Below are 17,907 nucleotides of genomic sequence, written 5' to 3'. Positions count from 1 at the left end.
CCGCGTCCGTCGCGCCGCAATCGCGCCTCAATCGTGCAGGAGCCCGCATGCCCCGCCACAGCCGAGGATTCGACACCGCCGCCGCGTTCGAGCACCTGCGCCGCCGCGACCGCCGGCTCGCGCGCTGGATGGAGCGGATCGGGCCGATCGGACCCGATCCGCGCTGGCGCCGCCCGTTCGATCCGGTGGACGCGCTCGCCCGCGCGATCCTGTACCAGCAGCTCTCGGGCAAGGCCGCGGCCACGATCGTGGCGCGGGTGGAGGCCGCGATCGGCAGCGACCGCTTCCATTGCGACACCCTGGCGCGCGTGGACGACGCCGGCCTGCGCGCCTGCGGCGTGTCCGGCAACAAGACCCTGGCGCTGCGCGACCTGGCGGCGCGCGAGGCCGCCGGCGAGATCCCCACGCTGCGGCAGATGGCGCACATGGACGACGAGGCGATCGTCGCCGCACTCACCCGGGTGCGCGGCATCGGCCGCTGGACCGTGGAGATGATGCTGATGTTCCGGCTCGGCCGGCCCGACGTGCTGCCGGTGGACGACCTCGGCATCCGCAAGGGCGCCCGGCTCGTGGACCGGCAGGAGCAGGCGCCGAAGCCGAGGGAACTGGCCGAGCGCGGCGAACGCTGGGGGCCGTACCGCACCTACGCCAGCCTGTACCTGTGGCGGATCGTGGAAGCGGCGGCGGAGCCGCAGGCGCCGGTCAAGCGCTCGCAGGGCTGAGCGTCAGCGCGCCCGCGCCTCCACGACCCGCCCCAGCTGCATCGCGCGGCCGACGATGCGCGCGCCCTCGGTCGAGAAGTGGCCCTCGTCGCGGTAGATCGGCCGCCCCTGGAGCATGGTCGCGCAGCGCTGCGCATCGCACAGCAGGGCGTCGAAGGACACCACCGCCACGTCGGCCTCGCGCGCGATCCGTTTGAGCAGGGCGAGCGTGCGCGCCTTGCTGGCGTGGTAGGAGGCCAGGGGGATGTCGCACGTGACGCCCATGCGCCGGTACAGGGTGCGCCCGGCCAGGCGCCGCTCCAGGCAGTGGGTGTAGTCGGCCCCGTCGCTCGGCGGCGGCGCCACCACCACCACCCGCTTGCCGAGCCGGCGCAGCGCACGCACGGTGTCGCGCATCGCGGCCACGGCCAGCTCCGGCGAGGGCGTGGCGTCGCGCGGGCCGTGCGGCGTTTCCCGCAGCAGGCGGCGGTTTTCCGCGTCGATGTACGGGTAGAACGGACTGGACAACACCACCGTCTCGACCGTCGGCGTGCGCGCCAGGTAGTCCAGCACCGAGCGGTTGAACGCCAGGCAGTTGCCGGCGTAGGCGCGCGGGAAGCTGTCCGACCACTGCGCGATGCCGAGCAGCGGCCCGCACGAGCTCTTGGTCGCCTGCAGCACGCCGGCGTCGGTGCTGGCGGCGATGGCCGGCACCAGGTGCATCGCGAACGAGTCGCCCCAGACCATGATCCGCGGCGCCGCCACGTTGCGGCAGGCCGGCAGCGGCTCGAACCCGCGGTAGAACTCGCAGTCCGGGCTGAAGCCGACGTTGTCGGCGCGGTCGATCGCCGCCGCGCCGCGCGCGTCCGCACGCAGGTGCGCGCCGAGCGCCAGCGGCGCAGCCGCCAGCACCAGCGAAGTCGCCAGCGTGGCCCCGACCAGGCGCCGGCTCGGCCGCAGCCGCGCGCGGCGCACCGGCTGTTCCACCAGCGCGTGCAGCAGGAAGCCGAGCGCGATCGCCAGCAGCACACAGCCGGCGCGAACCGCGAACGACGGCTCGCCGAGCGCAGGATCGCCGACGTACACGTTGTGCAGGAACGCGAACACCGGCCAGTGCACCAGGTACAGCGAGTAGGACGCATCGCCCACCCGCGCCAGCCAGCCGGTCGCGCGCCAGGCGGCGAAGCCGGCATGCGCGCGCAGGATCACCACCGCCGTGGCCAGGCACACCGCCAGCGCGTTCAGCGGCGAATGGCCCGGCAGCGGGAACAGCGGCACCAGCACCAGCAGGGCGAGTGCCGGCGGAAACAGCCAGCGCACCGCGCGCGTGCGTTGCAGCGCCGCCTGCGGCGCGAACGCGACCAGCGAACCGATCGCCAGCTCCCAGGCGCGCGCCGGCAGCAGGTAGAACCCGGCTTCCGGCCAGGTCCGCGCCCAGACCAGGGCCAGCGCCAGGCTCGCGGCGAACACCGCGACCGTGCCCGGCACCCACCAGCGCCGCGGCGTGAACGCCAGCGCCGCCGGCAGCAGCAGGTAGTACTGCTCCTCGACCGCGAGCGACCAGGTGTGCAGCAGCGGCTTGAGCCCGGCCGCGCCCTCGAAATAGCCGGTCTGCCCGAGCAGCACGAAGTTGGCGGTGAAGGTCACCGCTCCGGCGAGCTGGGCGGCGAAGTCGCGCCATTCGCGCGCATCGAGCAGGAACACCGCCGCGACCGCGGTCAGCAGGAAGGTGACGTAGGCCGCCGGCAGCAGGCGCTTGGCGCGGCGGAAGTAGAACTCGCCGAAGCGGAAGCGGCCTTGCGCCAGCCCGTCGCGGACCATGCCCGTGATCAGGAAGCCCGAGATCACGTAGAACACGTCCACGCCCAGGTAGCCGCCCGGCAGCCAGCGCGCCTGCGCGTGCTGCAGGATCACCAGCAGCACGGCGATGCCGCGCAGGGCCTGGATGTCGGTGCGGAATTTCATGCGGTCGCTACCGCATTACGGATTCTGCGGCTGGCCCGGGCCAGGGGCCGCGGCTGAACGGCTGCCGCGCGGCGTTCAGCCGCGGTGGCACCAGTGCCAGGGCTCGTACACGATGCCGTGCGGGTTGTCGCGCGGGTAGCTCATGACGAAGCCGAACGCGTGCGCGTTGCCGCGCAGCCAGGCGAAGGCGTCGGTGCGCTCGAACGATTCCTCGGCCGGCGGCTCGTCCGGCGTGCCGATGTCGAGCGCGCGGCCGGAATGGTGTTCGGAATAGCCGGGCGCGGCGTTGACCGCCAGGATCTCGGCCACGCTCAGCCCGCGCGCGCGCTTGCGTTCGAAGATGCCGAGCTGGTAGTCGTGGCTGCGCCAGCCGGAGATCGCCTCGAGCACCACGCCCTCGCGCAGGGCCGCGGCCTGCATCGCGTTCCAGGCGCGCGCGGCCCGCGCCAGCAGCCACAACGGCCGGCAATAGCGGTCGAACCCGGCCAGTTGCAGCCAGTCCGGCTCCGGCACCAGCGGCAGGCCGGTGCGTTCGGCGTAGCTTTCGTCCAGGCCGAGCGCGTGCAGGCGTTCGCGCAGGCGGTCCACCGGCAGCGGGCGGGCCGTGTCCATGCCCGGCCGCGCGTGCGGCGGATGCGCGGCCAGCGCGCGCAGCGCGTCGGCGATGCCGGGCTCGCGCGCCAGCTCGGGCACCATCGGCACCAGCGCGCCGTCGCACTCCGCGGCCAGGTAGCGGCCGCCATGTTTGCGCCGCAGCACGTAGCGGGCGCGCGCGAGCAGGCGTGCGTCGCGGTTGGCGCGCGCACGCAGCAGCCAGGCCGGCCACAGTTCGATCGTCGGGGTATTGACCAGCAGGCGGGGGCGGACGCGCATGCCGCGCAGGTTACCCGCGCCCCGGCGCGCGGTCATCCCGGTTCGCCGTCCTGCCCGGACGGCGGGGCGCCCGGCTTCGGCAGCCGCCCCGCCTTGCGCAGCGCCTCGCGCAGCACGTACTCGATCTGGGCGTTGAGGCTGCGCAGCTCGTCGTCGGCCCAGCGCTGCGTGGCCGCCAGGATCTCGGCGTTGATGCGCAGCGGAAAGGCTTTCTTCTCGCTCACGGGCGGCCCGGGTCGCGTCGGTCAGTACAGGGTGCCGGCGTTGACGATCGGCTGGGTGGCGCGCTCGCTGCACAGCACCACCAGCAGGTTGCTCACCATGTGCGCCTTGCGCTCCTCGTCGAGCCGGACGGTGCCGGTCTTCTCCAGCTCCGCCAGCGCCATCTCGACCATGCCCACCGCGCCGGCGACGATCCGCGTGCGCGCGGCGATGATCGCGTTGGCCTGCTGGCGCTGCAGCATCGCCTGGGCGATCTCCGGCGCGTAGGCGAGGTGGCTGATGCGCGCCTCGAGCACGTCCACGCCGGCCTGGGTGAGGCGCTCGTCGAGCTGTTCCTTGAGGTGCTGGCTGACCTCGCCGGGGTGGCTGCGCAGCGAGACCTCGCCTTCCTCGTGCTGGTCGTACGGGTAGCTGCTGGCCATCGCCCGCACCGCGGCCTCGGACTGCACGTGCACGTAGCTCTCGTAGTCGTCCACGTTGTAGACGGCCTCGGCCGAGTCCACCACCTTCCACACGATCACCGCGGCGATCTCGATCGGGCTGCCGTCGCGGTCGTTGACCTTGAGCTTGCCGCTCTCGAAGTTGCGCACGCGCAGGGAGACCTTCTTCTTGCCGTAGAAGGGGTTGTTCCAGCGCAGGCCCTGTTCCTTGACCGTGCCGACGTACTTGCCGAACAGGTTGAGCACGGCGGCCTGGTTGGGTTCGACCATGTACAGGCCGAACACGAGGAAGAAGGCCAGGAACGTGAACAGCAGGGCGGACACCGTCATGCCCGCGCTGTCGGCGCGCGTGCCGAGGTAGATGCCCCAGGCCCCGGCGAGGATGGCGAGCAGCAGCAGGAGCAGCATCGGGATGCCGGGGAGGGAACGGATCGGGTTCTCTTTCATGGCCGTGACCTGTACCGTGAGGCTGGAGACAAATTGATATCAAAATGATATCTGTCAGGCAAGCGCCACCCGTCGGCGATCGCGCGCCGGGAGGACTCAGGACTTGCGCTTGGGCAGGGCCAGGTACAGCAGCGGTGCCGGGCTGAACTCTCCGGTCACGTACACGCCACGGCCGTTGCGGGCCCAGGCCAGGGCCTCGGCCTGGTGCATCCAGCCGGGCAGGGGGTGGACCGCGACCGGAGCGCGCACCGCGGCCGCCCAGGGCTGGCCGGGGGCGCGGGCGTAGAGCACCACGTGGCGGTAGGTGAGCACGGCCAGGGTGCGGCCGTCCGGGCTGAGGTCGGCTGCGGTGACCTGGGCCTGGGTGCGGGCCCGCGTGGGCGCCTCGCGCAGCAGCACCGGGTCGGGCGCGGGCAGGCCGCCGAGGCGAGCGATGCGGCGTGCGGTGAGCACGGCCGGGCCGTGCGGACGCAGCGGCAGCACGAACAGCTCCGGCGGCCGGCGGCGTTTGGAGATCAGCAGCACCTGGCCGCGCTCGGCGTCCACCGCCATCGCCTCGCAGTCGCGCGGGCCGTCGGGCCAGCGGAACGCCAGCGACCAGGCCGGGCGCAGCCGGCCGCCGTCCTCGAGCGCGAGCGGTTCCACCACCGCGTGCAGCTGCAGGGTGCGGCGCAGGCCGCCGTTGTCGCCGACGTCGGCGACCAGCAGGTACGAACGGCCGTCGCGGTCGAAGCGCGCCAGGTCCTCCCAGTCGGTGTTGGCCACGCCCTCCAGGCGCAGGCTGGCGCGCCGGCCGCCGCGGCGGCCGACCGCGTGCAGCACCGCGCCGTTGCCGCCGTCCTCGATCACCCACAACGTGTCGGCATGGTGGCGCGAGGGCGCCAGGCCGCTGACCTCGTCGAGTTCGGCGTCGAGGATCAGGCCGGAGAGCCTGGGTTCCGGCGCGGATTCGCCGGCGCAGGCGGCCAGGCCCAGGGCGAACAGGAGGACGAGGATGCAGCGCAACGGCATGGGCGAAGGATCGCATGCGCGCCGCGGGTAGACTACGCGCCCGCCTTTTTCCTGCACCGCCATGGTCACGATCGGTACGCCGCTGTCCCCGCACGCCACCCGCGTGCTCCTGCTCGGTTCGGGCGAACTCGGCAAGGAAGTCGCGCTGGAGCTGCAGCGCTTCGGCGTGGAGATGATCGCGGCCGACCGTTACGCGGACGCGCCGGCGATGCAGGTGGCGCACCGCAGCCACGTGCTCGACATGCTCGACGGCGAGGCGATCCGCGCCCTGGTGGTGCGCGAGCGGCCGCACCTGATCGTGCCGGAGATCGAGGCGATCCACACCCAGACGCTGGTGGAACTGGAGCAGGAATACGCTCGCACCGGCGCGCCGACCCGCATCATCCCGACCGCGCGCGCGGCGCGCCTGACCATGGACCGCGAGGGCATCCGCCGGCTGGCCGCGGAGACGCTGGGCCTGCCGACTTCGCCTTACCGTTTCGTGGACACGCTCGAGGACTACCGCGAGGCGGTGCGTGCGCTCGGCCTGCCGTGCGTGGTCAAGCCGGTGATGTCCTCCTCCGGCAAGGGCCAGAGCCTGGTGCGCCGCGAGGACGAGGTGGACGCCGCGTGGGACTACGCGCAGACCGGCGGCCGCGCCGGGCGCGGACGGGTGATCGTCGAAGGGTTCATTGATTTCGATTACGAGATCACCCTGCTCACCGTGCGCCACGCCGGCGGCACCAGCTTCTGCGACCCGATCGGGCACCTGCAGAAGGACGGCGACTACCGCGAGAGCTGGCAGCCGCAGCCGATGAGCCCGGCCGCGCTGCGCCGTTCGGAGGAGATCGCGCGCGCGGTCACCGACGACCTCGGCGGCTGGGGCGTGTTCGGCGTCGAACTGTTCGTCAAGGGCGACCAGGTGTGGTTCAGCGAGGTCTCGCCGCGCCCGCACGACACCGGCCTGGTCACGCTGGCCTCGCAGGATCTGTCCGAGTTCGCGCTGCACGCGCGCGCGATCCTCGGCCTGCCGATTCCCGCGGATGAACGCGGCCGGATCCGCCAGCTCGGGCCGTCGGCCTCGTGCGCGGTGCTGGCGCACGGCCACGGCGTGCCGGTGTTCGGCAACGTGGAGGCCGCACTGCAGCAGCCCGACACCGCGCTGCGCCTGTTCGGCAAGCCGCGCGTGGAGGGCCACCGCCGCGTCGGCGTGACCCTGGCGCGCGCGGACGACATCGAGACGGCGCGGGCGCGGGCGCGCGAGGCCGCGGCCGCGCTGCAGATCGCGCTAAGGTAGGCAACGGCTCGCAGAGGGAGCGGACGATGAACGAAGCGCGCGGCTATGCGGTGTTCTTCTTCCCGCAGGCGCTGGAGGTGCTGGGCGAGGCGATCCGGCCCTACCTCAGCGACGGCCCGGCCGGCCCGCACCTGCTGTGCGCCGAGGTGGACGCCGGCGGCCCGCTGGCCGAGCTGATCCTCGAGGGCCGCACCCCGGACGGGCGCGAGATCGCGCTCGAGCTGATGGTGCCCACCAACATGATCCGGATGGTGGTGTCGGCGCGCAGCGACGGGGTGTTCGGCTTCATCCGCGACACGCCCTCGCTGGCCTTCGGGGCCTCGGCCGCGGGCGATGCGGAGCCGGCGCCGGTGCCGCCGGCGCGGGGCATCAAGCCGAGCGACGAGCCGGAAGGCTGATCAGGGCTCCGCGGCGAGGTCGAGCCACACCAGGCGGTGGTCCGAAGCCGTGGTCGGGTCGTCCGCGAGCGTGCCCGGCACCGGCCAGTACACCCCGCCGTCCAGCACCCGCCAGCCGCGCGAGGGCAGCACGTAGTCCAGGCGCAGGGTGCCGGTCTGCGGGCCGAAGTCGCCGGTGTGGCTGGCCACGTCGCCCTTGCGCGGCAGGCCGTAGGCCGCGGCCTGCTGCACCGCGCCCTCGCTGCGCGGCACGAAGCGCGCGTCCACGCGCGGATGGGCGAGCAGTTGCGCGATCGCGCCCGGCACGCTCTCGCCGTCGTCCGGATCGGCGTTGAGGTCGCCCACGAGCACGAAGCGCGCCTGCGCGGGCAGCCCGCCGCAACGGCCGTCGTCGTCGCACAGCCAGGGCTTCACACCGGGCGAGAGGTACTCGGCCCAGAGCCGGATCTCGTCGTGGTTGCGCGCGCCGTTGCGGTCCTCCGGGCCGTCGAACACCGGCGGGGTGGGGTGCGCGGCGAGCACGTGCACGCGGCCGTGCGGGGTGTCCACCGGCACGTCCCAGTGCGATTTCGACGACAGCCGCAGTTGCGCCCACACCGCATCGGGGTGCCACCACGTACCGCTGGCCGGATCGCGCGGCCGGCGCGCATCCGGCAGCGCGCTCCACTTCAGCAGCCGGAACGTGCGCGCCTGCGCGGCGGCGATGGGATGGCGCGAGAGCAGCAGCATGCCGTACTGGCCGGGGAACAGGCCGTAGCCCCAGGCGTCGTCGCCGTGCTGGCGGCCTGCGCCGCCGGCGCTGCCGTCGCGGTCCAGGTCGAGCCCGCTCGCCACGCCGGTGTTGACCGGGGCGAGGTAGCGGTAGGGATAGTGCAGCGGCGCGCCGCCGCCGGGCTGCGCGACTGCCAGGTAGTCGCGCTGGAACAGGGTGGCCGCGCGGCCCTCGGCGTCGTAATCGAACTCGTTGAGCAGCACGATGTCGGGGCGCACCCGCTGCAGCACCGCCGCGATCCGGCGCGCGCGTTCGTCGCCGGCCTCGAGCCGGCGCACCAGGCCGCCGGGCGTCCCGTCGTACAGCGAGGTGTTGTAGGTCGCCACCCGCAACGCCGCCGGTGCCATCGCCGCCTCCGGATCGCCGTGGACGCGCACGCGCACGCAGCCGGCGAGCGCGAACGCGAGGATCGCCGCGAGCGCCGTCGCAGGGCGGACCAGCGAAGGCGGCCTCATGCGTCGTCGGCGGCCTGCAGCCGCCGCCAGCCGCGGCCGTCGAACGCCTCCAGCGGCTGGAAGCGGCGCTTGTAGTCCATCTTCGGATGGCCGGCGATCCAGTAGCCGAGATAGACGTGGCGGCGGTGGTCGCGCCGCGCCCATGCGACCTGCTGCAGGATCGCGAAGGTGCCCAGCCCGCGTTCGCGTTCGGCCGGGTCGTAGAAGGTGTACACCGCCGACAGCGCGTCCTCGACCAGGTCGGTGATCGCCACGCCCAGCAGGCGGTGGCTGCCGTGTTCGCGCATTTCCAGGAAGCGGCCGTCGCTCCAACTGCCGATCAGGAACTGGTCGAATTCGGGCGCGCCGTGGCCGTCCATGCCGCCGCCGGGATGGCGGATGCGCAGGTAGCGGCGGTACAGGGCCAGGTGCTCGTCGCTGCGCTCGGCGGGGACGATGCGCATGTCCACGTCGGCGTTGCGGCGCAGGCAGCGGCGCTGGCTGCGGTTCGGCACGAACTCCGCGACCGGGATGCGCACCGCGATGCAGGCGCGGCAGCCGAAACAGTGCGGGCGGTAGACGATGTCGCCGGAACGGCGGAAGCCCCAGGCCAGCGCCTGGGCGTAGTGCTCGCGCAGGCGCGGGTCGCGCGGATCGAGGACGAGGTCGCGCGCGATCCGCGCGGGCCAGTAGCCGCACGGATGTTCGCCGCTGTAGAACACACGCAGCTCTTCCGCGTCGCCGGCGGCCGTGCTCGTGTTGTCCGGACGTGCACCCATGGCCCGAGCATAGCGCGGGCCCGCCCGAAGGGGTTCAAATCCGGCCGGAGGACACCAGGCCGACGATCAGCCCGCCCAGGCCGCAGACCAGGCCGATGGTGGCGCCGATCCAGCATTGGATCCGCTCGCGCCGGCGCCGGCGCGCGGCGGCCGCCGGATCACGCTGTGCTTCCAGTGCATGCCGGCGGGCCAGCACCCGCGGTTGCACCACCAGCGACTGCCAGAACACCATGGCCATGAACGCGAGCGTGGCCAGCACCGGAGCGATCCAGCCTTGCGTGCTGGGGGTGATGACCAGGATCGCGAGCAGATAGCCGACCGTGGCCAGGGCGTTGATCACCGCGCTGCGCACCAGGCCCATGCGCTCGCGCTCGTCGAGCGCGCCGCGCAGCTGCCGGCGCAGGCCGAGCCAGATTCCGGCGAACGCGGCCACCAGGGCCAGGCCGACGCTGCCGGCGCTGCCGAGCAGCAGCGCCACCTGCTGCGAGCTGCGGCCCTCGCGGTAGTACAGCAGCAGCACCTCGCGGCTCTCGTCGGGCAGGGTCGAGATCAGCTCGGCCGCAGCCTGCTGCCGTTCGTCGTCCAGCAGCCGTTGCATCGGCGTGGGCGCAGGGTCGGCGGCGGCCGCGATCACGGCTTCGGCCTCGTCGGCCGGCGCGGCCTCGTGGCGCCGCGCGCGCAGGTGGTCGTGGGCGAGGTTGCGCGTGATCTGGCGCAGCCACGGCAGGAAGCTGGCCGGGTTGTTCAGCCGCCTGAGCTTCTGCCAGGCGCTGAGGAACGCCTCCTGGGCGATGTCCTCGCTGGCCTGCACGTCGCGGGTGATCGCCAGCGCGATCGCGGTGATCGCGTTCTGGCAGGCGGCGACGATGCGGCCGTAGGCATCGCGGTCGCCGCCGCTGGCGGCGGGCAGGTCGCGGAGCAGGAGCTGGTCGAGGGCGGCGGCGTGCATGGCGGGCATCCCGAAGGCGGACAGCTTGCCATCAGGGACGCGCGGGCGCGCCGGATGTGACCGGGCGCCCGCGGCGGTCGTCCGCCGCCCCCGCCGCCGGGTCAATCCGGCGGCGAGGCGTAACGGGCCTTCATGAAGTTCAGGTAGATCCAGCCGTAGCGCTGGTACCAGTCGCGCTCGCCGTAGTGCTCGGCCTCGCACTGGCCGAGTTCGCGCAGCGCCTCGTCCAGGTTGCGCAGGTACTGTCCGGCCTTGTTGCTGTAGGTGCGCTTGAGCTGGTCCACCGCCTGCTTGATCTGCGGCTTGCCCTGCAGTTGCCAGGACAGGCCGGCCACGCCGTGGATGCCCGAGGTGCTGTCGCCGAAGGCCATCGCCGAGTTGGCCATCTTCACGTTGACCGCGGTGATGCAGTAGGCACGCTCGATGTAGAAACGGTTGAAGTCGATCTTGCGCACCGCCTCGGCGTAGCAGCGCTCGCAGGCCTCGTCCTCGGCGCACTGCGAGGGCACGGTGGGCGCGGAAGCATCGTTGTAGGCGGCGCCGCAATCGGCGCTGTCCTCGTCGAGCGCGGTCCAGTTGTCGTAGAACTCGCGTGCGGACTGGACCGCGCCCACGCCCCAGGTGGTCAGTTCCAGGCCCTGGTCCACCGCGCCGCGGCCGGCCTCGTCGCGCGCGTCCTGTTCCTCGTTCTCCCGTTCGCGCCGCTCGGTTTCGAGGTCGTACCAGTCCTCCACCATGCCCGCGGTCTGTGCCATCGCCGGCATGCCGGCCAGTGCGAGCAGGAGGAGAGTCGCAATCCGGATCCGGTTCATGACGGTGCGCTTCATCGTCGGTCGCATCATGACGGCTTCCTCCGCATCAGGAACACGGCCACACCGGCGCCGACCACGACCAGGCCGCCGACGATCCACCACAGGCTCGGGATGCCGCCCTTGCCGTCCTTGAGTTCGCTGGCCTTGACCACCACCGGCCGCAGTTCCGGCTTGACCTCGTCGCCGGCCCACACCAGCAGCCGGTACGGCGTGCGCTCGCGTCCGGAACTGACCGCGATCTGGAACTCGCCCTCGGTGCGGAACTTGAAGCCTTCGGGCTTGCCCTTGGCCTCGCCGCTGCGCAGCGGCTGGTTCCAGCCGTACTTGCTGAGCCGGATGGCGACGCCGTCCTCCCCGCGCACCGGCCGCACCAGCACCACCACCGGCATCAGCGAGGTCACCCCGTCCACGACGAAGCGGTGCGGGGTCTTGCCGACCTCGCCCTTCACCACCGCGGCCTTGCCGTGCTCGATGCCGTGCATCGGCTTGAGTTCGAGGCGGTAGCTGCGGATCGGCGGATCGGCGGCGGACGCCACCCCGGTGCCCGCGATCAGCAGCGCGAGGGCGCATGCGCGGCCCCAGCGCCGGAAACGGCGATTCCCCTGCATTGCGCACCCCCGGCGGGCGTCGCGGCCTGCGGCCGCATCACTGCGGTGATACGGGAAGCGGGCGTCGGCGGGGCCAGCGCGACGCTCCGGGCAGGGTGGTTCAGCGCACCTCGAGCACGCGCAGCACCCGCCACTGTTCGCCCTGCCGCTGCACGTGCAGGGTGCGGGCCTGGGCCGCCGGGCGGCCGTCGGGGCCGGGGGCGGTGAGCGTCAGGCGCACCGTGCCGCTGCCCGAACCGTCGGTGAGGTAGGGGCCGATCGCGAGCCGCAGTTCGATGTCCGCCGCGCAGGCGGGGCCGGCGACCAGGGTCAAGCCGTCGCGCCCGAGCGCGGCGAGCAGTTCGGCCGGCGGCGTGCGTTCGTCCACGCTCAGGCAGGCCGAGGCCGGGGCGTGCGCGTCGAGTTCGGCGGCGGCCAGCAACTGCACCAGCGCGGGCGGGGTGTCCACCGGCCAGGTCGGCGTGGGGGCGGCCTGCGCGGGCGTCGCCGGGCGCGCGGCGCGCGGCGTCGTGGCCGGCGCGGACGTCTCCGGCGTCGGCTTGCGCATCGCCCCGTAGGCGAGCACGAGCACCACCGCGATCGCCACCAGCAGCCACAGCTTGAAGCGGAAGGCGCGCCGTTCCGGCGTGGGCGCGGCGCGCGGCTCCGGCAGGTCGTGCAGCGACGGGCCGAGGTAGCTGTCGGCCGGCATGCGCGTGCTGTCGAGCAGCCCGGCCGCACGCAGGATCTGGCGCGCGCGCGGCTGGTCCTCGGACTTCACCACCCACACCGCGGGCTGCGGCTCGCCCTGCGCCGATTCGCGGTAGCTGCGCCGCCCGCTCCAGCCGCCCTTGTAGGAGCGGCCGTGGGTGATGCGCACCTCGATCCCGGCTTCCTCGAGCACGCGTGCGACGCCTTCGACGTTCTCCAGGCGCGGGCTGGTGAAGACCTGGCGCATCGCCTCACCCCTTCGCGCGCACCGGCGCGTCGGCCTTGTCCGCCTTCACCACCCGGATCAGCCCTTCCTGCGCCGTGCTCGCCACCAGCCGGCCGTGGCGGTCGTACACCAGCCCGCGCGCCAGGCCGCGGCTGGCCTGCGCGCTCGGGCTGTCGAGCGAATACAGCAGCCAGTCGTCGGCGCGGAACGGGCGGTGGAACCACAGCGCGTGGTCGAGCGAGGCCATCTGCACGTTCGGCTGGAAATAGCTGATGCCGTGCGGGAAGGTCGCGGTGCCGAGCAGGTGGAAGTCGGAGGCGTAGGCGAGCAGCGCGCGGTGCAGCTCCGGCGCGTCGCCCACCTTCTCGCTCAGGCGGAACCACACCTGCTGGTACGGCGGCCGCTTGGGCGGATTGAGCTCGTCGCGCGGATACACGTGGCGGAACTCGAACGGCCCCTGCCGCGACAGCCAGCGCTGCACCTTGCTCGGCAGCCGCGCCATCTGCTCCGGCGACAGCGCCGGCGCCGGCTCGATGTCCTCCGGCCCGGGCACCTCCGGCATCGAGAGCTGGTGCTCGGCGCCGTCCTCGGCGTGCTGGAACGAGGCGGCCAGGAACAGGATCGGCTGCCCGTGCTGGATCGCCGTCACCCGCCGCACCGAGAAACTGCCGCCGTCGCGGGTGCGGTCCACCAGGTACACGATCGGATGCTCGATGTCGCCCGCGCGCAGGAAATACGCGTGCAGCGAATGCGCGCTGCGCGGCTCGTCCACCGAATCCATCGTCGCCTGCGCCGCGCTCAGCGCCTGCCCCAGCACCTGCCCGCCGAACACGTAGCGCGTGCCGATGTCGCGGCTCTGCCCGCGGAACAGGTTGTCCTCCAGGCGCTCGAGCGAGAGCAGGTCAATCAGTTCGGAGACGGGGGAGGAGGTCATGGGCGCGGCGGCGGGGCAGGGCGCTCCATTCTAAGTGCGTGTGGCAGCCCTGCCGTGCGGCGCGCGCTGCTGCGTTCAGGGGACGAGCCGAGCCAATCCCGACGCCTCCACCACCCGCGCCCACGGGAACAGCGGCCCGGGGTCGCGCTTGCGGCGCACGCTGCGGGTGGGGTCGTCGCTGGCGGGGACTTCGGTGGTGTCGAGGTCCTCATGGCCGGCGATCCAGCGCAGGTTGGGGTGCTCGGCGCGCAGGCGCCGGAGCAGGGCGAGGAGGGCGGCGATCTGCGCTTCGGTGTAGGGCTCGGTCATCGCCTGGTGGTCGGCGGCGAGCCAGTGCGGCCAGCGGCCGGGGTTGACCAGTTCGATGCCGATCGAGCGCGGGTTGTGGCCGCGGGTGTGGTGGGCGATGCGGGTGGGGGCGACGTACTGGTGCACGCTGCCGTCGCGGTCTATGTAGTAGTGGCCGCTGTTGCCGGTGCCGGAGTCGTACAGCACGCGCTCGCCGTATTCGCGCGCGGTGGCCAGGTCCGGCAGTTCGGTGCAGTGGATCACCACCAGGTCCACCTGCGAGGGCGGGCGGGTGTCCAGGCGCGCCTCGTAGGGCAGCGGGTCCACCTGGATCGGCAGCGGCGGCGGCTCGGGCAGCATGCGGCGGATGCTAGCATTCGGGGCTTTCCGGGAACTTCGCATGTCGCTGCCTTCCGCCGATTCCGCGCTCGGCCGGCTGATGGCCACGTTGCCGCGCGCCGGCCGCGTGGAGTGGATCGGGCTGCGTCCGGCGCGCGAGGCGCCGATGACCGAGGTGAGCGCAGCCGAGGCGGTCGCGGGCGCGGGGCTGGTCGGCGACCGGTACGCCGGCGGCAGCGGCAAGCGCGGGGTGACCCTGCTCCAGGCCGAACACCTGCCGGCGATCGCCGCGCTGGCGGGGCATGCGACGGTGGCGCCGGCGCTGCTGCGGCGGAACGTGGTGGTCTCGGGCATTCCGCTGATCGCGCTGAAGGGGCGGCGGTTCCGCATCGGCACGGTGCTGCTCGAAGGCACCGGCGAGTGCGACCCATGCGCGCGCATGGAGCTCGCGCTCGGGCCCGGCGGCTTCAATGCGATGCGCGGCCACGGCGGGCTGACCGCGCGGGTCCTGCAAGGCGGCGTGTTCCGCGTCGGCGATGCGGTGCGCGCGGAGGACGAATGAGCATGCGCGGACACTGCATCCTGTCGCACGGTTTCGAGAGCGGCCCCGACGCGACCAAGGTGACCGCGCTGGCGGAGGCGGCCGAACGTCTGGGCTGGAGCCACGAACGGCCGGACTACACCGACCTGGACGCCCGGCGCGAGGTGAGCGAACTGGGAGACGTGCCGGCGCGCGTGCAGCGCCTGCTCGCGCTGGCGCAGGCCGCGGCCGCGCGCGGGCCGCTGGTGCTGGCCGGCTCCAGCCTGGGCGCGTGGATCTCGGCGCGGGTGTCGCTGCAGGTGCCGGTGGCGGGGCTGTTCCTGATGGCGCCGCCGGTGCGCATGGGCGAGGCGCCGCCGCTCGAGGCCGCGCGCGTGCCGGTCTCGATCATCCACGGCTGGCATGACGAACTGATCCCGGCCTCCGAGGTGATCGCGTGGGCGCAGCCGCGCAGCGCGCGCCTGCTGCTGGTGGACGACAGCCATCGCCTGGCCGCGCACGTGGCGGATTCGGCCGAGTCCTTCGCCCGGCTGCTGGCCGCGCTGTGACGCCGGCATTCGCGCGGGAGCCGATCCGATGAAGTTCTTCGTCTCCTGCGCCAGGGGCCTGGAATACCTGCTCGCCGACGAACTGCTCGCGCTCGGTTGCGCGCAGGCCACCGCCGCGCTCGCCGGGGTCAACGCCGAGGGCACGCTCGCCGATGCGCAGCGCGCGGTGCTGTGGTCGCGCCTGGCCAGCCGCGTGCTGTGGCCGCTGGCCGAGTTCGCCTGCGCCGACGAGCATGCGCTGTACGCGGGCGTGGCCGCGCTGCCGTGGGAGGAACACCTCGCGCCGGGGCACACGCTGGCGGTGGACGCGCACGTCTCGGGCCCGGCGCTGACCCACGCGCGCTACGCGGCGCAGCGGGTCAAGGACGCGGTGGTGGACACGCTGCGCGCATGCACGGGAACGCGCCCGGACGTGGACCTGGAGGCGCCGGACCTGCGCCTGAACCTGGTGGTGCGCAAGAGGCGCGCGGTGCTGTCGGTGGACCTCGGCGGCGGCGCGCTGCACCGGCGCGGCTGGCGCCGCGCGCAGGGCGAGGCGCCGCTGAAGGAGACGCTGGCCGCGGCGGTGCTGCTGCGCGGCGGCTGGCCGCAGGTGTACGCCGCGGGCGGGGCGCTGCTCGATCCGATGTGCGGCAGCGGCACGCTGGTGATCGAGGGCGCGCTGATGGCGGCCGACGTCGCGCCCGGGCTGCTGCGCCATGGCGGATCCCCGCCCACGCGCTGGCGCGGGTTCGATGCGCGGGCCTGGGACGCGCTGTGCGGACAGGCGCGCGAACGCGAGGCGCGTGGACGGGCCGCATTGCGTGCGGCGTTCCACGGCCGCGATCTCGACCCGCGCGCGATCGCCGCGGCACGGGCCAATGCCGAGGCGGCCGGCGTGGCCGCAGCGATCGCGTGGGAGGCTGGCGATGTCGCTGCGCTGGAGGCCTCGGCGTTCGCGGCGATGCCCGCCGGCCTGGTCGTGTGCAACCCGCCCTACGACGCGCGCCTGGCTGCCGATCCGGCCCTGTACCGCGCGCTCGGCGACGCGCTGGTGCGCGCGGTGCCCGGCTGGCGCGCGAGCCTGCTGTGCGGCGACCGCGAGCTGGCGTTCGCCACCGGCCTGCGCGCGCGCAGGACCTACACCCTGTTCAACGGCACGCTCGAATGCACCCTGCTCGTGGCCGATCCGGTGCGGCCGCCGGCGCGGGCCAGGGCGGCGGAAGCCGGCGGGGCCGAGGCGGCGCCCGTGCTGTCGGAAGGCGCGCAGATGGTCGCCAACCGGCTGCGCAAGAACCTGCGCCACCTGAAGGGCTGGCGCGAGCGCGAGGGCGTGACCTGCTTCCGCGCCTACGACGCCGACCTGCCCGAGTACGCCGCGGCGGTGGACGTGTACACCACGCTCGACGCGGACACCTGGCTGCACGTGCAGGAGTACGCCGCGCCGCGCGAGATCCCCGAGGCCGACGTGCGCCGCCGCCGCAACGCGCTGCTGGCCGCCGCGCGCGAGGTGTTCGCGCTGCCGAAGGAGCGGGTGGTGCTGAAGACGCGCGCGGTGGGCAAGGGCGGCAGCAAGTACGGGCGGATGGACGCGCGCGGCGAGTTCCTGCACGTGCGCGAAGGACGCGCGGTGCTGCGGGTGAACCTGACCGACTACCTGGACACCGGCCTGTTCCTCGACCACCGCCCGCTGCGCCTGCAGCTCGCGGCCGAGGCCGGGAACGCGCGCTTCCTCAACCTGTTCTGCTACACCGGCGCGGCGACCGTGCATGCCGCGCTGGGCGGCGCGCGCGAGACCACCAGCGTGGACCTGTCCGCCACCTACCTGCAGTGGCTGGCCGAGAACCTGCGCGCGAACGGCCTGGGCGGCGCGCGCCACCGCCTGGTGCAGGCCGACGCGCTGGCCTGGCTGGAAGCCGACCGCGGCCAGTACGACCTGGTCTTCTGCGACCCGCCGACCTTCTCCAATTCCAAGCGCGCCGGCGACTTCGACGTGCAGGCGCAGCACGTGCGCCTGCTGCGCGCGGCGATGGCGCGCCTGGCGCCGGGCGGCACCCTGTATTTCTCCAACAATTACCGGCGGTTCCGCCTGGACGAGGCGGCGGTGGCGCAGTTCGCGCACTGCGAGGACATCACCCCGCGGACGATCCCGCCCGATTTCGCGCGCGATCCGCGCATCCACCGCTGCTGGCGCCTGCGCCATCGGTGACGGCGCAGGCGCTTCTGTGCGTCAGCGCGTGCTCAGCCGGCTCTCCGGGAAGCGCAGCTGTTGCGCCATCTGCATTTCCTGCGCGAGGGTCTGCTCGTCGCGTGCCTGCACCCAGACGTGGGCCACGCGGCCGTCGCCGAGCGTGACCAGGGTTTCGCGCACGAGCACGTCCGGGCGCGAGGCGACCTCGCCGCGGTACCAGCGCACCTCGCGGCCGTCCACGGTGCCCTGTTCGGTGCGATTGCGGCGCTCGGGCTGGAACGGCGGGTCGGCGGCGATGAACACCCCGAGCACCTCGCTGCCGTCGGCGCGCTTGGCCAGGCAGAAGTCGGCATTGCCGGCGGGGCGGTATTCCCAGGTCAGTCCGGTGTCGGCCGGCAGCTGCGGGCAGGCCGGCGGGGTGACCGTCTGCGCCTGCGCGGCGCCGGCGAGGGCCAGGAGGCACAAGGTAGCCAGAGCTTTCATG

The 17,907-nt window shown here is 73.5% G+C and carries 20 protein-coding genes; 6 read left to right on the top strand and 14 right to left on the bottom strand.

Annotation, left to right across the window (positions count from 1 at the left end):
• Positions 1–47 precede the first annotated feature (47 nt).
• A complete protein-coding gene (locus tag FPV26_RS05870; protein WP_147652784.1) occupies positions 48–722 on the top strand; it encodes a DNA-3-methyladenine glycosylase family protein in 675 nt (224 codons plus the stop codon).
• Between the two features lie 3 nt (positions 723–725).
• Here FPV26_RS05870 and FPV26_RS05865 read toward each other — a convergent pair whose 3' ends face one another.
• The 5 genes from FPV26_RS05865 to FPV26_RS05845 all read right to left on the bottom strand — a co-directional run bounded on the left by FPV26_RS05865 (position 726) and on the right by FPV26_RS05845 (position 5,659).
• Positions 726–2,666 (bottom strand): acyltransferase family protein, encoded by a 1,941-nt coding sequence (locus tag FPV26_RS05865; protein WP_147652783.1) that lies wholly within the window; start codon positions 2,664–2,666, stop codon positions 726–728.
• Between the two features lie 75 nt (positions 2,667–2,741).
• Entirely contained in the window at positions 2,742–3,539 is a 798-nt protein-coding gene (locus FPV26_RS05860; protein WP_147652782.1) for a M15 family metallopeptidase, read from the bottom strand.
• Between the two features lie 32 nt (positions 3,540–3,571).
• Positions 3,572–3,763 (bottom strand): type II toxin-antitoxin system antitoxin, encoded by a 192-nt coding sequence (locus FPV26_RS05855; protein ID WP_147652781.1) that lies wholly within the window; start codon positions 3,761–3,763, stop codon positions 3,572–3,574.
• A 21-nt stretch (positions 3,764–3,784) separates the two neighbouring features.
• Positions 3,785–4,648 carry an SPFH domain-containing protein gene (locus FPV26_RS05850; protein ID WP_147652780.1) on the bottom strand — a complete coding sequence of 288 codons (864 nt, stop codon included), beginning with the start codon at positions 4,646–4,648 and terminating at the stop codon, positions 3,785–3,787.
• Between the two features lie 96 nt (positions 4,649–4,744).
• The gene (locus tag FPV26_RS05845) at positions 4,745–5,659 is read right to left on the bottom strand and encodes a hypothetical protein (RefSeq protein WP_147652779.1); all 915 of its coding nucleotides are present in this window, start codon (positions 5,657–5,659) and stop codon (positions 4,745–4,747) included.
• Between the two features lie 61 nt (positions 5,660–5,720).
• Here FPV26_RS05845 and purT point away from each other — a divergent pair, with 61 nt between their 5' ends.
• Positions 5,721–6,935 carry a formate-dependent phosphoribosylglycinamide formyltransferase gene (gene purT, locus FPV26_RS05840; protein WP_147652778.1) on the top strand — a complete coding sequence of 405 codons (1,215 nt, stop codon included), beginning with the start codon at positions 5,721–5,723 and terminating at the stop codon, positions 6,933–6,935.
• 26 nt (positions 6,936–6,961) lie between these two features.
• Complete coding sequence (locus FPV26_RS05835; protein ID WP_147652777.1) at positions 6,962–7,333, top strand: hypothetical protein; 372 nt, start codon at positions 6,962–6,964, stop codon at positions 7,331–7,333.
• Here the strand turns inward: FPV26_RS05835 and FPV26_RS05830 are convergent, their stop codons facing one another.
• From FPV26_RS05830 to FPV26_RS05795, 8 genes are all read right to left on the bottom strand, one after another.
• On the bottom strand, positions 7,334–8,452 hold the full coding sequence (locus tag FPV26_RS05830) for an endonuclease/exonuclease/phosphatase family protein (RefSeq protein ID WP_246109226.1): 1,119 nt from the start codon (positions 8,450–8,452) through the stop codon (positions 7,334–7,336).
• Between the two features lie 104 nt (positions 8,453–8,556).
• Positions 8,557–9,318, bottom strand: coding sequence for an arginyltransferase (locus FPV26_RS05825; protein ID WP_147652775.1), 762 nt, complete (start codon positions 9,316–9,318; stop codon positions 8,557–8,559).
• A gap of 34 nt (positions 9,319–9,352) precedes the next feature.
• Positions 9,353–10,267 (bottom strand): RNA polymerase sigma factor, encoded by a 915-nt coding sequence (locus FPV26_RS13010; RefSeq protein ID WP_147652774.1) that lies wholly within the window; start codon positions 10,265–10,267, stop codon positions 9,353–9,355.
• A gap of 101 nt (positions 10,268–10,368) precedes the next feature.
• Positions 10,369–11,094, bottom strand: a complete 726-nt coding sequence (locus FPV26_RS05815; protein ID WP_147652773.1) for a hypothetical protein — start codon at positions 11,092–11,094, stop codon at positions 10,369–10,371.
• A gap of 11 nt (positions 11,095–11,105) precedes the next feature.
• Entirely contained in the window at positions 11,106–11,687 is a 582-nt protein-coding gene (locus FPV26_RS05810; RefSeq protein ID WP_147652772.1) for a hypothetical protein, read from the bottom strand.
• 100 nt (positions 11,688–11,787) lie between these two features.
• Entirely contained in the window at positions 11,788–12,624 is an 837-nt protein-coding gene (locus FPV26_RS05805; RefSeq protein ID WP_147652771.1) for a putative signal transducing protein, read from the bottom strand.
• 4 nt (positions 12,625–12,628) lie between these two features.
• Positions 12,629–13,537, bottom strand: coding sequence for an acyl-CoA thioesterase (locus FPV26_RS05800; RefSeq protein WP_147652770.1), 909 nt, complete (start codon positions 13,535–13,537; stop codon positions 12,629–12,631).
• Positions 13,538–13,612: 75 nt separating this feature from the next.
• Positions 13,613–14,185 carry an N-acetylmuramoyl-L-alanine amidase gene (locus tag FPV26_RS05795; protein WP_147652769.1) on the bottom strand — a complete coding sequence of 191 codons (573 nt, stop codon included), beginning with the start codon at positions 14,183–14,185 and terminating at the stop codon, positions 13,613–13,615.
• A 40-nt stretch (positions 14,186–14,225) separates the two neighbouring features.
• Between FPV26_RS05795 and FPV26_RS05790 the strand changes: the two genes are divergently transcribed.
• The 3 genes from FPV26_RS05790 to rlmKL are packed head-to-tail and all read left to right on the top strand — an operon-like array spanning position 14,226 to position 17,441.
• The gene (locus tag FPV26_RS05790; protein ID WP_147652768.1) at positions 14,226–14,726 is read left to right on the top strand and encodes an MOSC domain-containing protein; all 501 of its coding nucleotides are present in this window, start codon (positions 14,226–14,228) and stop codon (positions 14,724–14,726) included.
• A 2-nt stretch (positions 14,727–14,728) separates the two neighbouring features.
• Positions 14,729–15,253: an alpha/beta family hydrolase gene (locus tag FPV26_RS05785; RefSeq protein ID WP_147652869.1), complete on the top strand. Its 525-nt coding sequence runs from the start codon at positions 14,729–14,731 to the stop codon at positions 15,251–15,253.
• Positions 15,254–15,281: 28 nt separating this feature from the next.
• A complete protein-coding gene (rlmKL, locus tag FPV26_RS05780) occupies positions 15,282–17,441 on the top strand; it encodes a bifunctional 23S rRNA (guanine(2069)-N(7))-methyltransferase RlmK/23S rRNA (guanine(2445)-N(2))-methyltransferase RlmL (protein WP_147652767.1) in 2,160 nt (719 codons plus the stop codon).
• A 21-nt stretch (positions 17,442–17,462) separates the two neighbouring features.
• Here rlmKL and FPV26_RS05775 read toward each other — a convergent pair whose 3' ends face one another.
• On the bottom strand, positions 17,463–17,906 hold the full coding sequence (locus tag FPV26_RS05775; RefSeq protein WP_147652766.1) for a hypothetical protein: 444 nt from the start codon (positions 17,904–17,906) through the stop codon (positions 17,463–17,465).
• Position 17,907 lies beyond the last annotated feature (1 nt).

This window comes from Vulcaniibacterium gelatinicum, assembly GCF_008033445.1.
Classification (GTDB): Bacteria; Pseudomonadota; Gammaproteobacteria; order Xanthomonadales; family Xanthomonadaceae; genus Vulcaniibacterium_B; species Vulcaniibacterium_B gelatinicum.
Note: the sequence above shows the minus strand (reverse complement) of the source record. Positions and strands in the feature narration are given on the sequence as shown.